Origin of the sequence: Paracoccus zhejiangensis, assembly GCF_002847445.1 — a bacterium.
Taxonomy (GTDB): domain Bacteria; phylum Pseudomonadota; class Alphaproteobacteria; order Rhodobacterales; family Rhodobacteraceae; genus Paracoccus; species Paracoccus zhejiangensis.
In genome coordinates this window covers 1125487-1142568 of sequence record NZ_CP025430.1, presented here as the reverse complement: position 1 = coordinate 1142568, position 17082 = coordinate 1125487, and the positions used below count along the sequence as shown (strand labels likewise).

The following is a 17082-nucleotide window of genomic DNA, read 5'->3' as shown; positions in this document are numbered from 1 at the left end:
TCAGCCAATCGCTGCCATCAGTCCTCCCGCCGCCAGCATTCCTGCCAGCACCATCAGCGCGCGCCGATAGAGTCGCAGGCCCCGGGTGATGTCGCCGGCCCCCGGATCGCGCGCGCTGCCGTTCAGCCAGGGCTCGTCCGACAGCCGGTCACCGTATTGGCGCGGACCCGAGAGCCGCACCCCCAGTGCCGATGCCATCGCCGCCTCGGGCCAGCCGGCATTTGGTGAGCGGTGAAGGTGTGCCTCGGCGAAGGCGGCGCGCAGCGGCTTCATCGAACCCGCCGCCAGCGCGAACAGCAGCGCCGTCAGCCGGGCCGGGATCAGGTTTGCCACGTCATCCAGCCGCGCGGCAATCTTGCCGAACTGCTCGTAACGGTCATTGCGATGGCCGATCATGGAATCGAGCGTGTTGATCGCCTTGTAGGCCGAGACCCCCGGCAACCCCGCCACCGCCAGCCAGAAAAGCGGTGCGATCACCCCGTCCGAGGCGTTCTCGGCAAGGCTTTCCAGGCTGGCCCGCGACAGGGCGGCATCATCGGCACGGGTGACGTCACGACCGACGATCATCGCGGTCGCCCGCCGCGCGCCCGCCAGATCGCCCGCGGCAAGGGGCCGGGCGACGGCGGCGAGGTGGTCGTTCAGCGAGCGGGCGGCGATCAGCGGCCAGGCCAGCAGTCCGGCGATCAGCGGGCCGGCCAACTCGGCCAAGGCCCAGGCCGGCAGGGTGGCGGCGGCGATGGTCAGCAGTGTCGCCAGCCCGCCCTTCAGGATGCGATGGGGGCCGTGGTTCAGCCGGGATTCCAGCCCGGCGATCAGCGCGCCCAGCCAGGTGACCGGGTGGCCGATGCGGTGATAGAGCCGGTCGGGCCAGCCGAACAGCCCATCGGCGATCAGGGCGAGAAGGGCGGCGATCATGGCGCGGTCAGGTTCACCGCCACGACCGACCAGTCGACCCCGGCGCGGCGCAGGATGGTCAGCGACAGGGGCGAGACGGCGAATGACAGGGCCGCGGGGCCGACGACCATGGACAGCGCGGCGCGCACAGTGCCGGCATGGGCGACGATCACCGTGTCGCCCTCCGCCTCGGCCAGACGCGGCAGCACCCGCGCCGCCATCTCGGCAAAGCTCTCGCCTCCCTCGGGGCGGTGGAGGGCCAGATCCTCGGGGGCCAGCGGCCCGAGATCGGGCAGTTCGTCGAAGGGCAGGTTCTCCCACGCGCCGTAATCCTGTTCCCACAGCTCGGGATGCAGGTCCGGGGCAAGGCCAAGCGCCTCGGAGGTCTGGCGGCAGCGCAGGGCGGGGCTCGACCAGATCGCCGGCACATGGGTGATGCGGGCGCGGATGGCGGCGAAGGCCGGGGCATCGCTGCAATCGGCGGCCACGTCGCGGCGCCCGGCCAGCCGCCCCCCGTTCAGGGGCGGGGCGTGGCGGATCAGGTAAAGGCGGGTCATGGCGGCGGAACCCCGGATTGCGATGCCGCCAGCCCTAGCGCGCCATCATGGTCGAGGGCAACCACAGCGCGACAGCGGGGAAGGCCATCAGGATCAGCACCGCCGCGACCAGCAGGAGGAAGAAGGGCAGGGCGCAGCGGGCAAGGTCAAAGATGTTCCGCCCGGTCACCCCCTGCAGGACGAAAAGGTTGAACCCGACCGGCGGGGTGATCTGGCTCATCTCGACCACGAGGACGAGGAAGATCCCGAACCAGATCGGGTCGATCCCGGCGGCCAGCACCATCGGCAGGATGACCGAGACCGTCAGCACCACCATCGAGATGCCGTCGAGGAAACAGCCGAGCAGGATGAACAGCCCCATCAGCGCGACCAGCAACCAGTTCGGCGAAAAGCCCTGCTCGCCCACCCATGCCGCCAGCGCGCGCGGGATGCCGGTATAGCCCATGGCAACGGTCAGGAAGGCCGCGCCCATCAGGATGAAGCAGATCATCGCGCTGGTCCGCGCCGCGCCCAGAAGCGCCTGAACCGCCGCCTGCCGGTCCAGCCCGCCGGTCGCCCAGGCAATCAGCAGCGCGCCCAGAACGCCGATCACCGCCGCCTCGGTCGGCGAGGCGATGCCGGCATAGATCGAGCCGATGACGGCGACGATCAGCCCGACGACCGGCAGCAGCAGGCGCAGGGCGGCGCGCTTCTCGGCACCGGTCGTTGCGGGCTCGGCGGCGGGCATCCGCGTCGGGTTCATCAGCGCCCAGATCACGATCCAGCCCGAAAACAGCAGCGCCAGCATCAGCCCCGGCAGCACGCCGGCGAGGAACAGCCGGGCGATGGATTGCTCGGTCGCGGCGCCATAGACGATGAGGATGATCGAGGGCGGGATCAGGAATCCCATCGTGCCCGACCCGGCCAGCGAGCCGACCGAGATGTCGCGGTCATAGCCGCGCCGCGCCAGCTCCGGCAGCGACATGCGCCCGACCGTGGCGGTGGTCGCCGCCGACGAGCCGCTGACGGCGGCAAAGACCGCGCAGCCGAGCACGTTGACATGCAGCAGGCCGCCGGGAAGCCGCCGGGTGAAGGGGGCAAGGCCGCGGAACAGGTCCGAGGACAGCCGGGATCGATAGAGGATTTCGCCCATCCAGATGAACATCGGCAGCGCGGTCAGGTCCCAGACATTCAGCGCGCCCCAGACCTTGGTGGCGAAGACCGGGCCGGGCGGGGCGGGCGCGGCGGCGACCATGGCGACCAGCCCCACGGCTATCAGCGCGAAGCCGACCCAGAGACCGGTCGCCAGAAGACCGAAAAGCACCACGACCAGCAGGATCGAGAGCGGCAGGATCTCCATCTATTCGCCCTCGCCCGTTGCCGCCGCCTCGGCGGCCAGAAAGGCCGGCGTGCCGCCGCGCAGCAGGGTCAGCAGCGCATCGACCAGCGCCAGCGCCAGCAGCGCGATCCCCAGCGTCATCGCCCCCTGCGGCAGCCACAGCGGCACCTTGATCATGCCGTAGCTGAGCGAATTGAACTGCCAGCTGTCCAGCGCCTGCAGGGCGGAATGCCAGCCCGCCCAGATCGCCAGCCCCGCCGCGATGGCCGTTGCCAGCATGGTCAGGAGCCGCGCCGCTGCCGGGGGCAGCGCGCCGGCGATCATCGTCACCCGCACATGCCCGCCCGTCTGCAGCGTGCCCGCCAGCGCGAGGCAGGCGGCGGCAACCAGAAGGAAGCCGCCGATCTCGGCCAGCGAGGGCACGGTGATCTGTGGCGGTGCCGCGCCGATCAGCAGTGCCAGCCGGTCGATCAACCGGCCGGCGACCTGCACCAGCACCAGCACCGCGATCATCACCATCGCGCCGCAGGCCGCCCAGAGACCCGCAGCGTAGAGACGGTCAAGCGCGGTCCTCATTCGGCGCGATAGGCGTCGATGATGGCCTTTCCGGGCTCGCCCGCCCGTTCCAGCCATTCATTGGTCATGGTCTCGCCGATGGCCAGCAGCTCGCCCTGGAAGGCCTCGGACGGCTTGGCGACGGTCATCCCGTTGCTGGCCAGTGCCTCGGTCGCCTCGGTCGCCTCGACCGCCGACATGTCCCAGCCACGGGTCTCGGCCTGTGCGGCCGCTTGGGTGATGGCGGCGCGCTGATCCTCGGGCAGGGCGTTGAAGGCCTCGGTATTCACGATCACCATGTTCTTGGGCAACCAGGCCTGCGCATCGGTGTAGAAGCTGGTGAAATCCCAGGCCTGCGAGGTGACGCCGGTCGAGGGCGAGGTGATCATGGCGCTGACCCTTCCGGTCGAGAAGGCGGTCGGCACGTCGCCGGCCTCGACCTGCGTCGGCACCGCGCCCAGAAGCTGCGCCAGCCGCTCCGAGGCGGCGTTGTAGGCGCGCATGTTCTGGCCCTGGAAGCTGGCGGCATCGGTGACCGCATCCTTGGTATAGATGCCCTGGCCCGGCCATGGCACGACATAAAGCAGCGTGAGCCCCTGATCGGCCAGCTTCTGGGTGATCGTCTCGCGGCTGGCCTGCCACAGTTTCAGCGCCTGATCATAGCCATTGGCGACGAAGGGTACCGAGTCGACCTCGAAGACCGGGTCCTCGTTCGCCAGCCGGCTCATCAGCACCTCGCCGATCGGGGCAAGGCCCTTGCGCACCGAATCCTTGATCTCGGGATGGCCGAACAGGCTGCCCGCGGAATGCACGGTGATGGTCAGCCCGCCGCCGGTGGCGGTGGAAACTTCTTCGGCGAACTGGGCGATGTTGCGGGTGTGGAAATCGCTGTCGGCATAGGGGGTGGCCATGTCCCAGTTGGTCTGGGCCAGCGCCGGGCCGGCCACGGCAAGGCCCGACATGGCAAGGACTGCGATCAGGCTGATCTGTCTGGTCATTTTTCTCTCTCCCTGTGATCGGGGCAGGTTGGCCGTCCGGGACGCCCCTGTCAACGATGCCGCCCTTGTGCCTGCCGCAGGGCTGGTCAAAGCTGGGTCGCGGGCGGGGAGGATGGTCATGGGTGCATTGGACGGGTTGCGAGTGGTCGAGATCGCGGGGCTGGGGCCGACGCCCTTTTCTGCGATGTGGTTGGCGGATCACGGGGCCGAGGTGATCCGCATCACCCGCCCCGGTGCGCGGCATGTGCTGGGGCTTGACCGCGACGTGCTGGACCGGGGCCGCGACTGGATCGAACTGGACCTGAAATCCGAAGCCGGGCGCGAGGCCGCCCGCGCCCTCATCACCCGCGCCGATGCGCTGATCGAGGGGATGCGGCCGGGGGTGATGGAGCGTCTGGGTCTTGGCCCCGGCGATTTCCCCGAGAACCCGCGGCTCGTCTATGGCCGGATGACCGGCTGGGGGCAGGCGGGGCCGCTGGCGCATTCCGCCGGGCATGACATCACCTATCTGGCGATCACCGGCGCGCTGCATGCCATCGGCCCGGCCGATCATCCGGTGGCGCCGCTGAACCTGCTGGGCGATTTCGCCGGCGGCTCGATGTATCTGGTGTCGGGGATGCTGGCCGCGATCCTGCATGCCCGGACGACCGGGCAGGGGCAGGTGGTCGATGCCGCGATCAGCGACGGGGTGGCGCATCTGATGGCGATGATCTCGGGGATGCGGGCGGCGGGGATGTGGGAGGACCGGCGCGCGGCGAATATTCTCGATGGGGCCGCGCCCTATTACGGTACCTATCGCTGTGCCGATAGCCGCCATCTCGCCATCGGTGCCATCGAGCCGCAATTCTGGGCCGAGTTGCTGGACCGTCTGGGGATCGACCCGGCCAGCCTGCCCGACCGCGCCGATCCGGCGAACTGGCCGGCGATCCGCGAGCGCCTCGCAGCGATCATATCCAACCGCAGCCGCGATGACTGGGCGGCGGTGCTGGAGGGAACCGATGCCTGCGCCGCGCCGATCCTGTCCATCGACGAGGCGCCAAGCCATCCGCACATGCAGGCCCGCGCCAGTTTCGCCGGAGCCGAACCCAGCCCGGCCCCGCAGCTTTCCGCCACCCCCGGTGCCTTGCGCCCCGGCCAGCAGATCTCGCACGAGGCGGCGCTGGCCCGTTGGCAGGCTGCCGCCGGTGGTTGACGGAATCCGCGCAGTCGCGCAGGCTTCCGCTTGACTCGAGGGGGGCGGTTCACGCATAAGCTGCGTTAACTGAACGGGCGTTCAATAAACTGGAGGAGCCGGACGATGTTCACCCAAGGCATGGAATTCGATCTGGGCGAGGACGTGAATGCGCTGCGCGAGATGGTGCATCGTTGGGCGCAGGACCGGGTCAAGCCGCTTGCGACCGAGGTCGATCGCAGCAACGAGTTCCCGAACGAGCTCTGGACCGAGATGGGCGACCTGGGCCTGTTGGGCATCACCGTCTCGGAAGAATATGGCGGCTCGGGCATGGGCTACCTGGCCCATGTCATTGCCACCGAGGAAATCGCCCGGGCCTCGGCTTCGGTCAGCCTCTCCTATGGCGCGCATTCGAACCTCTGCGTGAACCAGATCAAGCTGAACGGCACCGATGCGCAGAAGGCGAAATACCTGCCCGATCTCTGCTCGGGTGCCGCCGTTGGCGCGCTGGCCATGTCGGAAGAAAGCGCCGGCAGCGATGTCGTCTCGATGAAGCTTCGGGCGGAAAAGAAGAACGACCGCTACGTGCTGAACGGCAACAAGTACTGGATCACCAACGCCCCCGACGCCAAGACGCTGGTGGTCTATGCCAAGACCGATCCGGCGGCGGGCAGCAAGGGCATCACCGCCTTCATCGTCGAGCGCGGCATGGCCGGCTTCTCGACCTCGCCCCATTTCGACAAGCTGGGGATGCGCGGCTCGAATACCGGCGAGCTGATCTTCGAGAATTGCGAGATCCCGTTCGAGAACGTGCTGGGCGAAGAAGGCCGGGGCGTGCGCGTGCTTATGTCGGGCCTCGATTATGAACGCCTGGTGCTGTCGGGCATCGGCACCGGCATCATGGCCGCCTGCCTCGACGAGGTGGTGCCCTATCTGCGCGACCGCAAGCAGTTCGGCCAGGCCATCGGCTCGTTCCAACTGATGCAGGGCAAGCTGGCCGACATGTATGTCGCGCTGAACACCGCGCGGGCCTATGTCTACGAGGTGGCGCGGGCCTGCGATGCCGGCAAGGTCACGCGGCAGGACGCGGCGGGCGCGGTGCTTTACGCCAGCGAACAGGCCATGGTGCAGGCGCATCAGGCGGTGCAGGCGCTGGGTGGCGCAGGCTTCCTGAATGACAGCGTTGTTTCGCGCCTCTTCCGCGACGCCAAGCTGATGGAGATCGGCGCCGGCACCAGCGAGATCCGCCGGATGCTGATCGGCCGCGAACTGATGAGCCTCGCGTGATGCGGCGGATACTGGCGACCGTCTGGCTGCTGCTGGCCGCACCGATGGCGCTGGCGCAGGGCCCCGCCTTTGACGGCGCTCCGGTTGATGCCTGCCTTGCCGAGCAGTCGGGTGACGGCGGTCAGCCGCATAGCTGCATCGGCACCGCCGCCACGGCCTGCATCGCCGGGCCGGATGGCGGCACCACCGTCGGGATGAGCATTTGTCTCACGGGCGAGTATGAACATTGGGACGGGCTGTTGAACAGCGCCTATGCCGAGGCCATGCAGAAAGCCGAGACAACGGATGCTGACATGAAGAAAATCGGCTCGTCGGTCGAGGCGCAGGCGCCGCTGCTGCAGGACATGCAGCGCAAATGGATCGCCTTCCGCGATGCCGCCTGCAACTGGGAGCGCAGCAAATGGGGCGGCGGCACGGGTGGCGGACCGGCCAGCGTGGATTGCGCCATGACCCTGACCGCCGAGCAATATCTGCGCATCGCCCCCAGCCTGCGAGAGGGCGGCTGATGCGACTGCTGCTGGCAGTGCTGGCTCTCGCCCTCGCGCCGTTGCTCTTGGCGGCGGGCGAGGCGTCGGTCGTCGATCCGAACGAGATCGAGCATTGCCTGTCCTGGTCCGCGACGGACGGGATGCGGCTCGATTGCGCCGGATCGGTGCAGGCCTCCTGCCGCGCTCGCATGGAAAAGGCCCAGCCCGACCTGCACCCGGTCGACCGGCAGCTTCAGTGCATCGATGCCGAGGCGCAGTGGTGGGAAACCGAGCTGAACACGCGCTATGCCCGGCTGATGGAGATCGAACGGGCGCGCAGTGCCGAGCGCGCCGAGGCACTGAAGCAGATGGAGCGCGACTGGATCGCCTTTCGCGATGCCCGCTGCGCCTATGACCGGCTGACCAATGGCGGCGGCACCGGCGGGGCTGTGGCCGAGCCGCTGTGCCTTCTGCAGGAAACCGCACGGCAAGTCATCCTGTTGACCTCTTATCTGCGAGACAGAGGAGAGTGACGATGCAGAAAGTAATGATCCTGGCCTGTCTGGCCCTGCCGCTTCCCGCCATGGCGCAGGACGCGCCGGCCGATGGCGCAACTGCCGCCGTGACCGCAGCCGAAACCTGCATCCGTGCGGCCGAGGATGTCGCGGGCCGTCTGGCCTGTGTCGGGCTGGCCAGAACCCAGTGCATCGAGGCGGCCGAGACACCGAACACCATCGCCCAATCGGAATGCGCGGGTTGGGAACTGGACTATTGGAAGACCAGCCTGAACCAGAGCTATGACGAAATGCACGCGGCGCTGACGGCCGACGATGCCGAAGGTCCCGGCAGGTCGCAGGCCGCCGCTTTCGAGGCCGCCCAAAAGGCCTGGCTTGCGTGGCGCGAGGCCGAATGCACCTTCGCCGCCAGCCGGATGCGCGGCGGTTCGGGGGCCGGTCCGGCAGAGATCAGTTGCGAGCTGTACCTGACCGGCCAGCGCGCGGTCGAGGTCGAGGCCGAAGTTTCGGGGCTGGTGCAATGACGACCGGCGAAAGCCCGCACGCGCTCCTGCCGCCCTCGGGCAGCTACGAGGACCTGCGCGCGGGCTTTCGCTGGACTTTTCCGGCGCGGCTGAACATGGCCGATCAATGCCTCGCTCATCCCGCTGACGCCACCGCGATCATCGAGCATGACGGCAGCCCGCACGCCGTGACCTTTGGCGATCTGGCCGCTATGACCGACCGTCTGGCCCATGCGCTCGCCGCCGAGCGCGGCGAACGGGTCGCCGTGCTGCGGACCCAATCGGCCTGGACCGCCGCCGCCCATCTGGCCGTGTGGAAATCCGCCGCCATCTCGATCCCGCTGTTCAAGCTTTTCGGCCCCGAAGCGCTGGCGCTGCGTCTCACCGATGCCGGCGTCCGCACCGTGATCGCCGATCCCGAGGGCCGCGAGATGCTGGCGGGCTTCCCCGATCTGCGGGTCATCGTGCCCGAGGATGGTCTGCCCGAGGCCGGGGTTTTTGCTACGCGCGAGACCGGCCCGGAAGACCCAGCGGTAATTATCTACACCTCTGGCACCACTGGCGCGCCCAAGGGGGCGTTGCATGGGCACCGGGTACTGACCGGCCATCTGCCCGGCGTCGAGATGAGCCATGACCTTCTGGGTCAGCCCGGCGACTGCCTCTGGACCCCGGCGGACTGGGCCTGGATCGGCGGGCTTTTCGATGTGCTGATGCCGGGGCTGGCGCTTGGCGTGCCGGTCGTGGCGGCGCGGATGCCGAAATTCGACCCCGCCGCCGTCACCCGGCTGATCGCAGATTGCGGCGTGCGCAACATCTTCTTCCCGCCCACCGCGCTGAAGATGCTGAAGGCGGCGGATGTGGGGGTCCCCGGCCTGCGCAGCGTCGCCTCGGGCGGCGAGACGCTGGGGGCAGAGATGCTCGACTGGGGCCAGCGCGCCTTCGGCCTGACGATCAACGAATTCTACGGCCAGACCGAGTGCAACATGGTCGCCAGCTCTGCCGCCTCGCTGTTCCCGGCCCGTCCCGGTGCCATCGGCAAGGCGGTGCCGGGCTTTGACGTGCAGGTGGTCGACGCGGCCGGCCAACCGACGGCGGGCGAGGGCGACATCGCCATCCGGCGCGGCGCGGGCAGCATGATGCTGGGCTACTGGAACCGCCCCGAGGCCACCGAGGAAAAATTCCGTGGCGACTGGATGCTGACCGGCGATCGCGGCGTGATCGAGGACGGCTATATCCGCTTTGTCGGCCGCGACGATGACGTGATCACCAGCGCCGGTTACCGCATCGGCCCCTCGGAGATCGAGGATTGCCTGCTGAAGCACCCGGCAGTGGCGCAGGCCGGCGTGATCGGCAAGCCCGACCAGCTGCGAACAGAAATCGTCAAGGCTTACATCGTCCTGCGTTCAGATGTGCAACCAACGGATGAACTTGCGGCCGAGTTGCAGGCCCATGCCCGCCGCCTCTCTGCCGCCCATTCCTATCCGCGCGAGATCGCCTTTCTCGACGCCCTTCCCATGACCGTGACCGGCAAGGTCATGCGCCGCGAATTGCGCAAGCTTGCCGAGGCCGAAATCGAGGAGCCAACATGAAGCTGAAATCCCAGGCCCTGACCAATTCCGATACGTTCCGCGCCAATCGCGAGGCGCATCTTGCGCTGCTCGCCACGGCGCGCGAGGCCGCCGATGCGGTTCTCGCCGGCGGCGGGCCGAAGGCAATGGAGCGTCACACCTCGCGCGGCAAGATGCCGCCGCGCGAACGGGTGGCGAACCTGCTGGATCCGGGCAGCGCCTTCCTCGAGATCGGCGCCACCGCCGCCCATGGCATGTATGACGGCGATGCGCCGGGCGCGGGCGTGATTGCCGGGATCGGCAAGGTTCAGGGTCAGGACCTGATGGTCGTGGCCAATGACGCGACGGTCAAGGGCGGCACCTATTACCCGCTGACGGTGAAGAAGCACCTGCGCGCGCAAGAGATCGCCGCCGAGTGCAACCTGCCCTGCGTCTATCTGGTCGACAGCGGCGGGGCGAACCTGCCCAATCAGGACGAGGTCTTCCCCGACCGCGAACATTTCGGCCGCATCTTCTACAACCAGGCCAACATGTCGGCCCGTGGTATCCCGCAGATCGCGGTGGTGATGGGGTCCTCGACGGCGGGCGGTGCCTATGTGCCGGCCATGTGCGATGTCTCGATCATCGTGCGCAACCGGGGCACCATCTTCCTTGCCGGCCCGCCGCTGGTGCGCGCGGCCACCGGCGAGGTGGTCAGTTCCGAGGATCTGGGCGGCGGCGATGTGCATACGCGCCTGTCGGGCGTGGCCGATTATCTGGCCGAGGATGACGCCCATGCGCTGGCGCTGGCCCGCCGCGCGGTGGCGCAGTTGAACCGCCGCCTGCCGCAGACCGTGGTCTGGCAGACGCCCGAGGCCCCGGCCTATGATCCCGAGGAGATACTCGGCGTGGTGCCGGGCGATCTGCGCACCCCCTATGACATCCGCGAGGTCATTGCCCGCGTCGTCGACGGCTCGCGTTTCGACGAGTTCAAGGCCCGCTTCGGCGAGACGCTTGTGACCGGCTTCGCCCATATCGAGGGCTGCCCGGTCGGCATCGTCGCCAATAACGGCGTTCTCTTCTCGGAAAGCGCGATCAAGGGCGCGCATTTCATCGAGCTCTGCAGCCAGCGCTCGATCCCGCTGGTGTTCCTGCAGAACATCACCGGCTTCATGGTCGGGCGCAAATACGAGAACGAGGGCATCGCGCGGCACGGCGCCAAGATGGTGACGGCGGTGGCGACGACCTCGGTGCCGAAGATCACCATGCTGGTCGGCGGCAGCTTCGGCGCCGGCAATTACGGCATGGCCGGTCGCGCCTACTCGCCCCGCTTCCTCTGGACCTGGCCCAACAGCCGCATCTCGGTCATGGGCGGCGAACAGGCGGCAGGCGTCTTGGCCACCGTCCGCCGCGACGGGATCGAGCGCAAGGGCGGCACTTGGTCGGCCGAGGAAGAGACCGAATTCAAACGCCCCACCATCGAGATGTTCGAACGGCAGAGCCACCCGCTCTATGCCTCGGCCCGGCTCTGGGACGATGGCATCGTCGATCCGAGGAAGACCCGCGAGGTGTTGTCGCTGTCGCTGCGCGCCTCGCTGAACGCACCCATCGAACCGACGCGCTTCGGCGTCTTCCGGATGTAAGGGCGGATCATGGCCTCCGGCGGGGATATTTTGGCGAGCGAGAACCCGGTGGGCTTCACCTTCGGGGATTCCCGCGCGTTGAACGAACGGCTTCTCGGGCTGGTCCGCGCGGGGACGAAAACCGCGACCTGCGGCGCGCTGCGCGATTTCCAGGCGGACGGCGAGGAGATGCCCGTGGTCGGGCGGCAGGACATTGCGCTCGATTGGGAGGGCAAACCCGCGCTGAGGATCGAGACCGTGGAGGTCACCATCCGCCGCTTCTGCGACGTGCCCGAGGCATTCGCGCTGGCCGAGGGCGAGGGCGATTTCGAGGACTGGAAAACCGGGCATATCGCCTTCTTCACCCGCAATGGCGGCTTCGATCCCGAGATGGAACTGGTCTGCGAACGCTTCCGGCTGGTCGAGGTGCTGGCATGACAGGGTTGGCGCGGCATCTGCTGATCCCCGCCCTGCTGGCCGCCGGTCCCGCCGCGGCCGATGGGGCGGCGCTGCTGCGCGCCGCCGCCAGCGGTGATGCTGTCGCGATCCAGTCCGAGCTTGCCACGGGCACACCTGCGGACACCCGCAACACCAAGGGCGAGACCGCCCTGCTGATTGCCACCCACCTGAACCATGTCGAGGCCGCCCGCGCGCTGATCGAGGCGGGTGCCGATGTGAATGCCAAGGACGGGATCGAGGATACGCCCTATCTCTATGCCGGGGCGCGCGGCCATCTGGAGATCCTGCGCCTGACGCTGGCCCATGGTGCCGATCTGACCGACCTCAACCGCTTTGGCGGCACCGCGCTGATCCCCGCGGCCGAGCGCGGCCATGTCGAGACGGTGCGCGAGCTGATCGCCGCCGGGGTCGATGTGAACCATGTGAACCGGCTCGGCTGGACCGCGCTGATGGAGGCGGTGATCCTGGCCGATGGCGGGGCGCGCCATCAACAGATCGTCGCGCTGCTGCTTCAGGCCGGCGCCGATCCGAATATCGCTGATCACGAGGGGGTCACGCCCCGGCAACATGCCGAGCGCATGGGGTTCGACGCCATGGCTGCGCAGATCGCAGCGGAGGGCGGGCGATGATCCGGGTCTGGCAGGGCGACATCACCACGCTTGACGTGGATGCCATCGTCAACGCGGCGAATGCCTCGCTTCTGGGCGGGGGCGGCGTCGATGGCGCCATCCACCGCGCTGCCGGTCCCGGGCTGCTGGCCGAATGCCGCACACTTGGCGGCTGCCCGACGGGCGAGGCGCGGATCACCGGGGGGCACAAGCTGAAAGCCCGTCATGTCATCCACACCGTGGGGCCGGTCTGGAAGGGCGGCGATGCGGGCGAGGCCGAGTTGCTGGCCTCGGCCTATCGCAACAGCCTCGCGCTGGCCCGCGAGCATGGGCTGACCAGCATCGCTTTCCCAGCCATCTCGACCGGCATTTACGGCTTCCCCGCCGATCAGGCCGCCCGGATTGCCGCCACCACCATCCGCGACCATGGCGACGGACTGACCGTCACGCTGGTCGCCTTCGATTCCGCCACCGCGCAACTGCTTGCAGAGGCGCTGTCATGACCATCACCTGGTCCAAATATCCCGCGGGGGTCCGGGGGCGCGAAGCCCCCGGCCAACGCCAAGCCGAGGAGCCGACATGTTCCAGAAGATCCTGATCGCCAACCGGGGCGAAATCGCCTGCCGCGTCATCGACACCTGCCGCAAGCTGGGGGTTGCGACCGTCGCCGTCTATTCCGATGCCGACCGTGGCGCGCGCCACGTGGCCATGGCCGACGAGGCCGTCTACCTGGGCGGGCCCGCGCCCGCCGGCAGCTATCTGAAGGGCGATCTCATCATCGCCGCTGCCAAGGAGACCGGGGCCGAGGCGATCCATCCCGGCTATGGCTTCCTGTCGGAAAACCCCGAATTCGTCGATGCGGTCGAGGCGGCGGGGCTGGTGTTCATCGGTCCCTCGGCCAAGGCGATCCGGGCCATGGGGCTGAAGGACGCGGCCAAGGCGCTGATGGAAAAGGCCGGGGTGCCGGTGGTGCCGGGCTATCACGGCGCCAATCAGGACCCCGACTACCTCGCCCAGCAGGCGGGCAAGATCGGCTATCCGGTGCTGATCAAGGCCGTGGCCGGCGGTGGCGGCAAGGGGATGCGCATGGTCGAGGAACCGAAGGGTTTCGCCGATGCGCTGGAATCGGCCCGGTCCGAGGCACAGAAGGCCTTTGGCAACCCCGATGTGCTGATCGAGAAATACATCCTGCAGCCGCGCCATATCGAGGTGCAGGTCTTCGGTGACGGCCATCGCGCGGTTCACCTGTTCGAGCGCGACTGCTCGTTGCAGCGCCGCCACCAGAAGGTGATCGAAGAGGCCCCGGCCCCCGACATGCCGCCCGAGATCCGCAAGGTCATGGGTGCCGCCGCCACCCGCGCCGCCGAGGCCATCGGTTACAAGGGCGCCGGCACCATCGAATTCATCGTCGATGGCTCGCGCGGCCTGCGCGAGGACGGGTTCTGGTTCATGGAGATGAACACCCGCTTGCAGGTCGAGCATCCGGTGACCGAGCTGATCACCGGCGTCGATCTGGTCGAATGGCAATTGCGCGTCGCCAGTGGCGAGCCGCTGCCTGCCCGACAGGAAGATCTGCACATCCACGGCCATGCCTTCGAGGCCCGGCTTTATGCCGAGGACGTGCCGGCGGGCTTCCTGCCGGCGACCGGGCGGCTGGCGCATCTGCAGTTTCCCGACCATGCGCGGATCGAGACCGGCGTGCGGCAGGGCGACACGATCAGCCCCTGGTATGACCCGATGATCGCCAAGGTGGTGACCTATGGCCCCACCCGCGCCATCGCGCTGCGTGCGCTGGAACGCGCGCTGGTCGATACCGAGGTCGCGGGCAGCGTCACCAATGTCGATTTCCTCATTGCCCTGACCCGGCACGAGGGCTTCCGCAAGGGCGAGGTTGATACCGGCCTCATCGGCCGCGATCTGGATGATCTGGTCCGGGCGGCGCAGCCCGACCCTGCTGCGGTAGCGCTTGGCGTCGTCGGGCTGGCCGGTCTGGCCGATCCGACCGTCAAGGGCGGCATGACGCTGTGGCAGCCCTTGCGCCGCACCATTGCCTGGGACGGCGGCGAGGCGGTGCTGGAGGTCGAGGGGCCGGGCGCCGCGCGGGTGACGCTGGAGGATGGCACTGCCCATGAGGTGCGCTGGCAGGGCGATCGCTGGTGGGTCGACCAGCACCTGCGCCGAAACCGCATCGTCAGCCACGATGCCGGGGTCAGCGTCTTTGGCGGCCGCACCGTGACGCTGGTGCCGCTCGACCCGTTGGCGCGGGACGATGGCGGGGCCGGGGGCAGCGCGCTGACGCTGTCGCCGATGCCGGGGCTGGTGAAATCGGTCCATGTCGAGGCCGGGCAGGCAGTCAAGGCAGGCGACCGTCTGGCGGTGCTGGAAGCGATGAAGATGGAGCACAGCCTGACCGCCGCCCGCGATGGCGTGGTGGCCGAGGTCTTCGCGAAATCGGGTGATCAGGTCGAGGCCGGCGCGCCGCTGATCCGTCTCGAGGAAGAGGCCGAGGCGGCGGCATGAGCCCCGCGCCGCAGCCGATCCTCTGGCACGCGCCGCAATCGCGCTCGATGCGGGTGCTGTGGCTTCTGCACGAGATCGGCTGCGACTTCGCCGTCGAGGAACTGGATTTCTTCGACGGCTCGATGCGCCGGCCGCCCTATGCCGCGATCACCCCGGTCGGGCGTGTGCCGACGCTTCAGGATGGCGCCGTCACGCTGCATGAATCCGGGGCCATCACCGAATGGCTCTGCGAGACCCGCGCCCCCCATCTGGGTCGCGCGCCGGGTTCGCCCCAGCGCGCGCAATGGCTGGACTGGGTGCATTTCGGCGAGACCTTGGGGCAGCATATCGCCAATCTCAGCCAGCATCACATCGTCTTGCGCGAGGCCTGGCAACGCTCGCCCACGGTGATGAAGCTTGAGGCGGCGCGGCTGTCGCGCGCGCTGCGTCTGGTCGAGGCCGGGCTGCAGGGCCGTGACTGGCTGCTAGGCGACTTCTCCGGCGTCGATTGCCAGGTCGGCTGGACCGTCTGGGTGGCCGAACGCTTTGTCCGCTTCGATGACCGCCCCTTGCTGGCCGCCTATGCCGCCCGCTGCGCCGCGCGCCCGGCCTTTCAGGCGGCGCTGCCGAAACCCGGCTCGACCCTGATCTATACCAATGAATTTTACGAGGTGCCCGATGTCTGAGACGGTCGAAATCTTCGAGATGGGTCCGCGTGACGGGCTGCAGAACGAGAAGCGCCTGATCCCGACGGCGGAGAAGATTGCGCTGGTCGATCTGCTCTCGACCGCCGGGTTTCGGCGGATCGAGGTCACGAGCTTCGTCAGCCCGAAATGGGTGCCGCAGATGAGCGATGCCGCCGAGGTCATGGCGGGCATCACCCGCGCGCCGGGCATCAGCTATGCAGTGCTGACCCCGAACCTGAAGGGCTACGAAGGGGCCAAGGCTGCCAAGGCCAGCGAGATCGCCATTTTCGCCAGCGCCTCGGAGGCCTTCAGCAAGGCCAACCTGAACGCCACCATCGCCGAAAGCCTCGAGCGTTTCGCCCCGGTGGCTGAGGCGGCGCGGGCCGATGGCATCCCGGTCAGGGGCTATGTCTCGATGGTGACCGACAGCCCGTTCGAGGGCGACGTGCCGCCCGCCGACGTGGCCCGCGTTGTCGCGGCGCTGCGGGACATGGGCTGCTATGAGGTCTCGCTTGGCGACACGATCGGGCAGGCGACACCGGAGAAGATCGACGCCATGCTGGCCGTGGTACTGGACGAAATGCCCGCCGCGCAGCTGGCCGGGCATTACCACGACACGGCGGGCCGGGCGTTGCAGAACATCGACGCCAGCCTCGCGCGGGGCCTTCGGGTCTTTGACGCGGCGGTTGGCGGTCTTGGCGGCTGCCCCTATGCGCCGGGCGCCAAGGGCAATGTGGCGACCGAGCTGGTGGCCAACCATCTGGCGGCGCGGGGTTTTGACACCGGGCTGAACATGACTGTCATCGATCAGGCGGCGAACATGGCGCGGGCCATGCGGGTCGGGCCGTGAGCTTCCGCGCCACCTTTGCCGCGCTGCTACTGGCGGGCTGCGCGGCGGCGCCGGGCGCAACGGTTGCGCCGGTTGGCAATGTCCCCATCGCTGCCGGTCAGGGGCAGGCGCAGGCGAGCTATGCCTCACAGCGCGCCGGGCTGCGCCGCATCGGCTATCGCAACTGCGACGGTTACGCGATCGAATTGTTCGCGCCAGCCCGCATCTCTGCGGCCAGCGCATCGGGGCAATCGCTGTTCCTGCGCGCCTATGCCTATCGCGGCGGCGGTCCGATCCGGTTGAGCCTGCCGGGCGCGGCCTCGCGGCTGCAGCAGCAGACGGCAAGCGGCTGGCAGGAGCTTCCCCGCCAATCCGCGCTGGCAGGCTCGAGCGTGACCGGCTCGACCTCGGGTGCCATCGCCTCGGCCTCACTGCCGCAGCAACTGGGCTTCGTCGAACCGATGAACCCCGGCCATTACCGCGCCTGGCTCGGCCAGTTTTCCGCCACGCGGGCGGGCGGGGCGTCCTGCGCCATCACCCCCGTCTGGCAATTCGACATCTCCTGAG

19 protein-coding genes are annotated in these 17082 nt (G+C 68.6%); 14 read left to right on the top strand and 5 right to left on the bottom strand.

Annotated elements, in window-relative coordinates; genetic code table 11:
- From cbiB to CX676_RS05630, 5 genes are read right to left on the bottom strand one after another with little or no spacing between them, the layout of a single operon-like run.
- Window positions 1-915, bottom strand: coding sequence for an adenosylcobinamide-phosphate synthase CbiB (cbiB, locus tag CX676_RS05650; protein WP_101751750.1), 915 nt, complete (start codon window positions 913-915; stop codon window positions 1-3).
- Window positions 912-1451, bottom strand: a complete 540-nt coding sequence (locus tag CX676_RS05645; RefSeq protein WP_101751749.1) for a histidine phosphatase family protein — start codon at window positions 1449-1451, stop codon at window positions 912-914. Before CX676_RS05645 ends, cbiB begins: the two co-directional genes overlap by 4 nt.
- Before the next feature lie 34 nt (window positions 1452-1485).
- Window positions 1486-2790, bottom strand: a complete 1305-nt coding sequence (locus tag CX676_RS05640; protein ID WP_101751748.1) for a TRAP transporter large permease — start codon at window positions 2788-2790, stop codon at window positions 1486-1488.
- Entirely contained in the window at window positions 2791-3345 is a 555-nt protein-coding gene (locus CX676_RS05635) for a TRAP transporter small permease (RefSeq protein WP_101751747.1), read from the bottom strand.
- The gene (locus CX676_RS05630; protein ID WP_232816592.1) at window positions 3342-4322 is read right to left on the bottom strand and encodes a TRAP transporter substrate-binding protein; all 981 of its coding nucleotides are present in this window, start codon (window positions 4320-4322) and stop codon (window positions 3342-3344) included. The genes CX676_RS05635 and CX676_RS05630 overlap by 4 nt, the downstream gene beginning before the upstream one ends.
- Before the next feature lie 112 nt (window positions 4323-4434).
- Between CX676_RS05630 and CX676_RS05625 the strand changes: the two genes are divergently transcribed.
- The 14 genes from CX676_RS05625 (at window position 4435) to CX676_RS05560 (ending at window position 17081) form a co-directional block, all read left to right on the top strand.
- Entirely contained in the window at window positions 4435-5514 is a 1080-nt protein-coding gene (locus tag CX676_RS05625) for a CaiB/BaiF CoA transferase family protein (RefSeq protein WP_101751746.1), read from the top strand.
- A gap of 105 nt (window positions 5515-5619) precedes the next feature.
- On the top strand, window positions 5620-6780 hold the full coding sequence (locus CX676_RS05620; protein WP_101751745.1) for an isovaleryl-CoA dehydrogenase: 1161 nt from the start codon (window positions 5620-5622) through the stop codon (window positions 6778-6780).
- Window positions 6780-7286 (top strand): lysozyme inhibitor LprI family protein, encoded by a 507-nt coding sequence (locus CX676_RS05615; protein ID WP_101751744.1) that lies wholly within the window; start codon window positions 6780-6782, stop codon window positions 7284-7286. The genes CX676_RS05620 and CX676_RS05615 overlap by 1 nt, the downstream gene beginning before the upstream one ends.
- On the top strand, window positions 7286-7780 hold the full coding sequence (locus CX676_RS05610) for a lysozyme inhibitor LprI family protein (protein ID WP_157935850.1): 495 nt from the start codon (window positions 7286-7288) through the stop codon (window positions 7778-7780). The genes CX676_RS05615 and CX676_RS05610 overlap by 1 nt, the downstream gene beginning before the upstream one ends.
- A 2-nt stretch (window positions 7781-7782) precedes the next feature.
- Entirely contained in the window at window positions 7783-8286 is a 504-nt protein-coding gene (locus CX676_RS05605; protein ID WP_101751742.1) for a lysozyme inhibitor LprI family protein, read from the top strand.
- Window positions 8283-9854, top strand: coding sequence for an AMP-binding protein (locus CX676_RS05600; RefSeq protein ID WP_101751741.1), 1572 nt, complete (start codon window positions 8283-8285; stop codon window positions 9852-9854). Before CX676_RS05605 ends, CX676_RS05600 begins: the two co-directional genes overlap by 4 nt.
- On the top strand, window positions 9851-11455 hold the full coding sequence (locus tag CX676_RS05595; protein ID WP_101751740.1) for a carboxyl transferase domain-containing protein: 1605 nt from the start codon (window positions 9851-9853) through the stop codon (window positions 11453-11455). Before CX676_RS05600 ends, CX676_RS05595 begins: the two co-directional genes overlap by 4 nt.
- 9 nt (window positions 11456-11464) lie before the next feature.
- Entirely contained in the window at window positions 11465-11872 is a 408-nt protein-coding gene (locus CX676_RS05590; protein ID WP_101751739.1) for an ASCH domain-containing protein, read from the top strand.
- Complete coding sequence (locus tag CX676_RS05585) at window positions 11869-12522, top strand: ankyrin repeat domain-containing protein (RefSeq protein ID WP_101751738.1); 654 nt, start codon at window positions 11869-11871, stop codon at window positions 12520-12522. The genes CX676_RS05590 and CX676_RS05585 overlap by 4 nt, the downstream gene beginning before the upstream one ends.
- Window positions 12519-13004, top strand: a complete 486-nt coding sequence (locus CX676_RS05580; protein ID WP_101751737.1) for an O-acetyl-ADP-ribose deacetylase — start codon at window positions 12519-12521, stop codon at window positions 13002-13004. Before CX676_RS05585 ends, CX676_RS05580 begins: the two co-directional genes overlap by 4 nt.
- 76 nt (window positions 13005-13080) lie before the next feature.
- Window positions 13081-15021, top strand: coding sequence for an acetyl-CoA carboxylase biotin carboxylase subunit (locus CX676_RS05575; RefSeq protein ID WP_101751736.1), 1941 nt, complete (start codon window positions 13081-13083; stop codon window positions 15019-15021).
- The gene (locus tag CX676_RS05570) at window positions 15018-15686 is read left to right on the top strand and encodes a glutathione S-transferase family protein (protein ID WP_101751735.1); all 669 of its coding nucleotides are present in this window, start codon (window positions 15018-15020) and stop codon (window positions 15684-15686) included. Before CX676_RS05575 ends, CX676_RS05570 begins: the two co-directional genes overlap by 4 nt.
- Window positions 15679-16536 carry a hydroxymethylglutaryl-CoA lyase gene (locus CX676_RS05565; RefSeq protein ID WP_101751734.1) on the top strand — a complete coding sequence of 286 codons (858 nt, stop codon included), beginning with the start codon at window positions 15679-15681 and terminating at the stop codon, window positions 16534-16536. The genes CX676_RS05570 and CX676_RS05565 overlap by 8 nt, the downstream gene beginning before the upstream one ends.
- Entirely contained in the window at window positions 16533-17081 is a 549-nt protein-coding gene (locus tag CX676_RS05560) for a hypothetical protein (protein ID WP_101751733.1), read from the top strand. The genes CX676_RS05565 and CX676_RS05560 overlap by 4 nt, the downstream gene beginning before the upstream one ends.
- Window position 17082 lies beyond the last annotated feature (1 nt).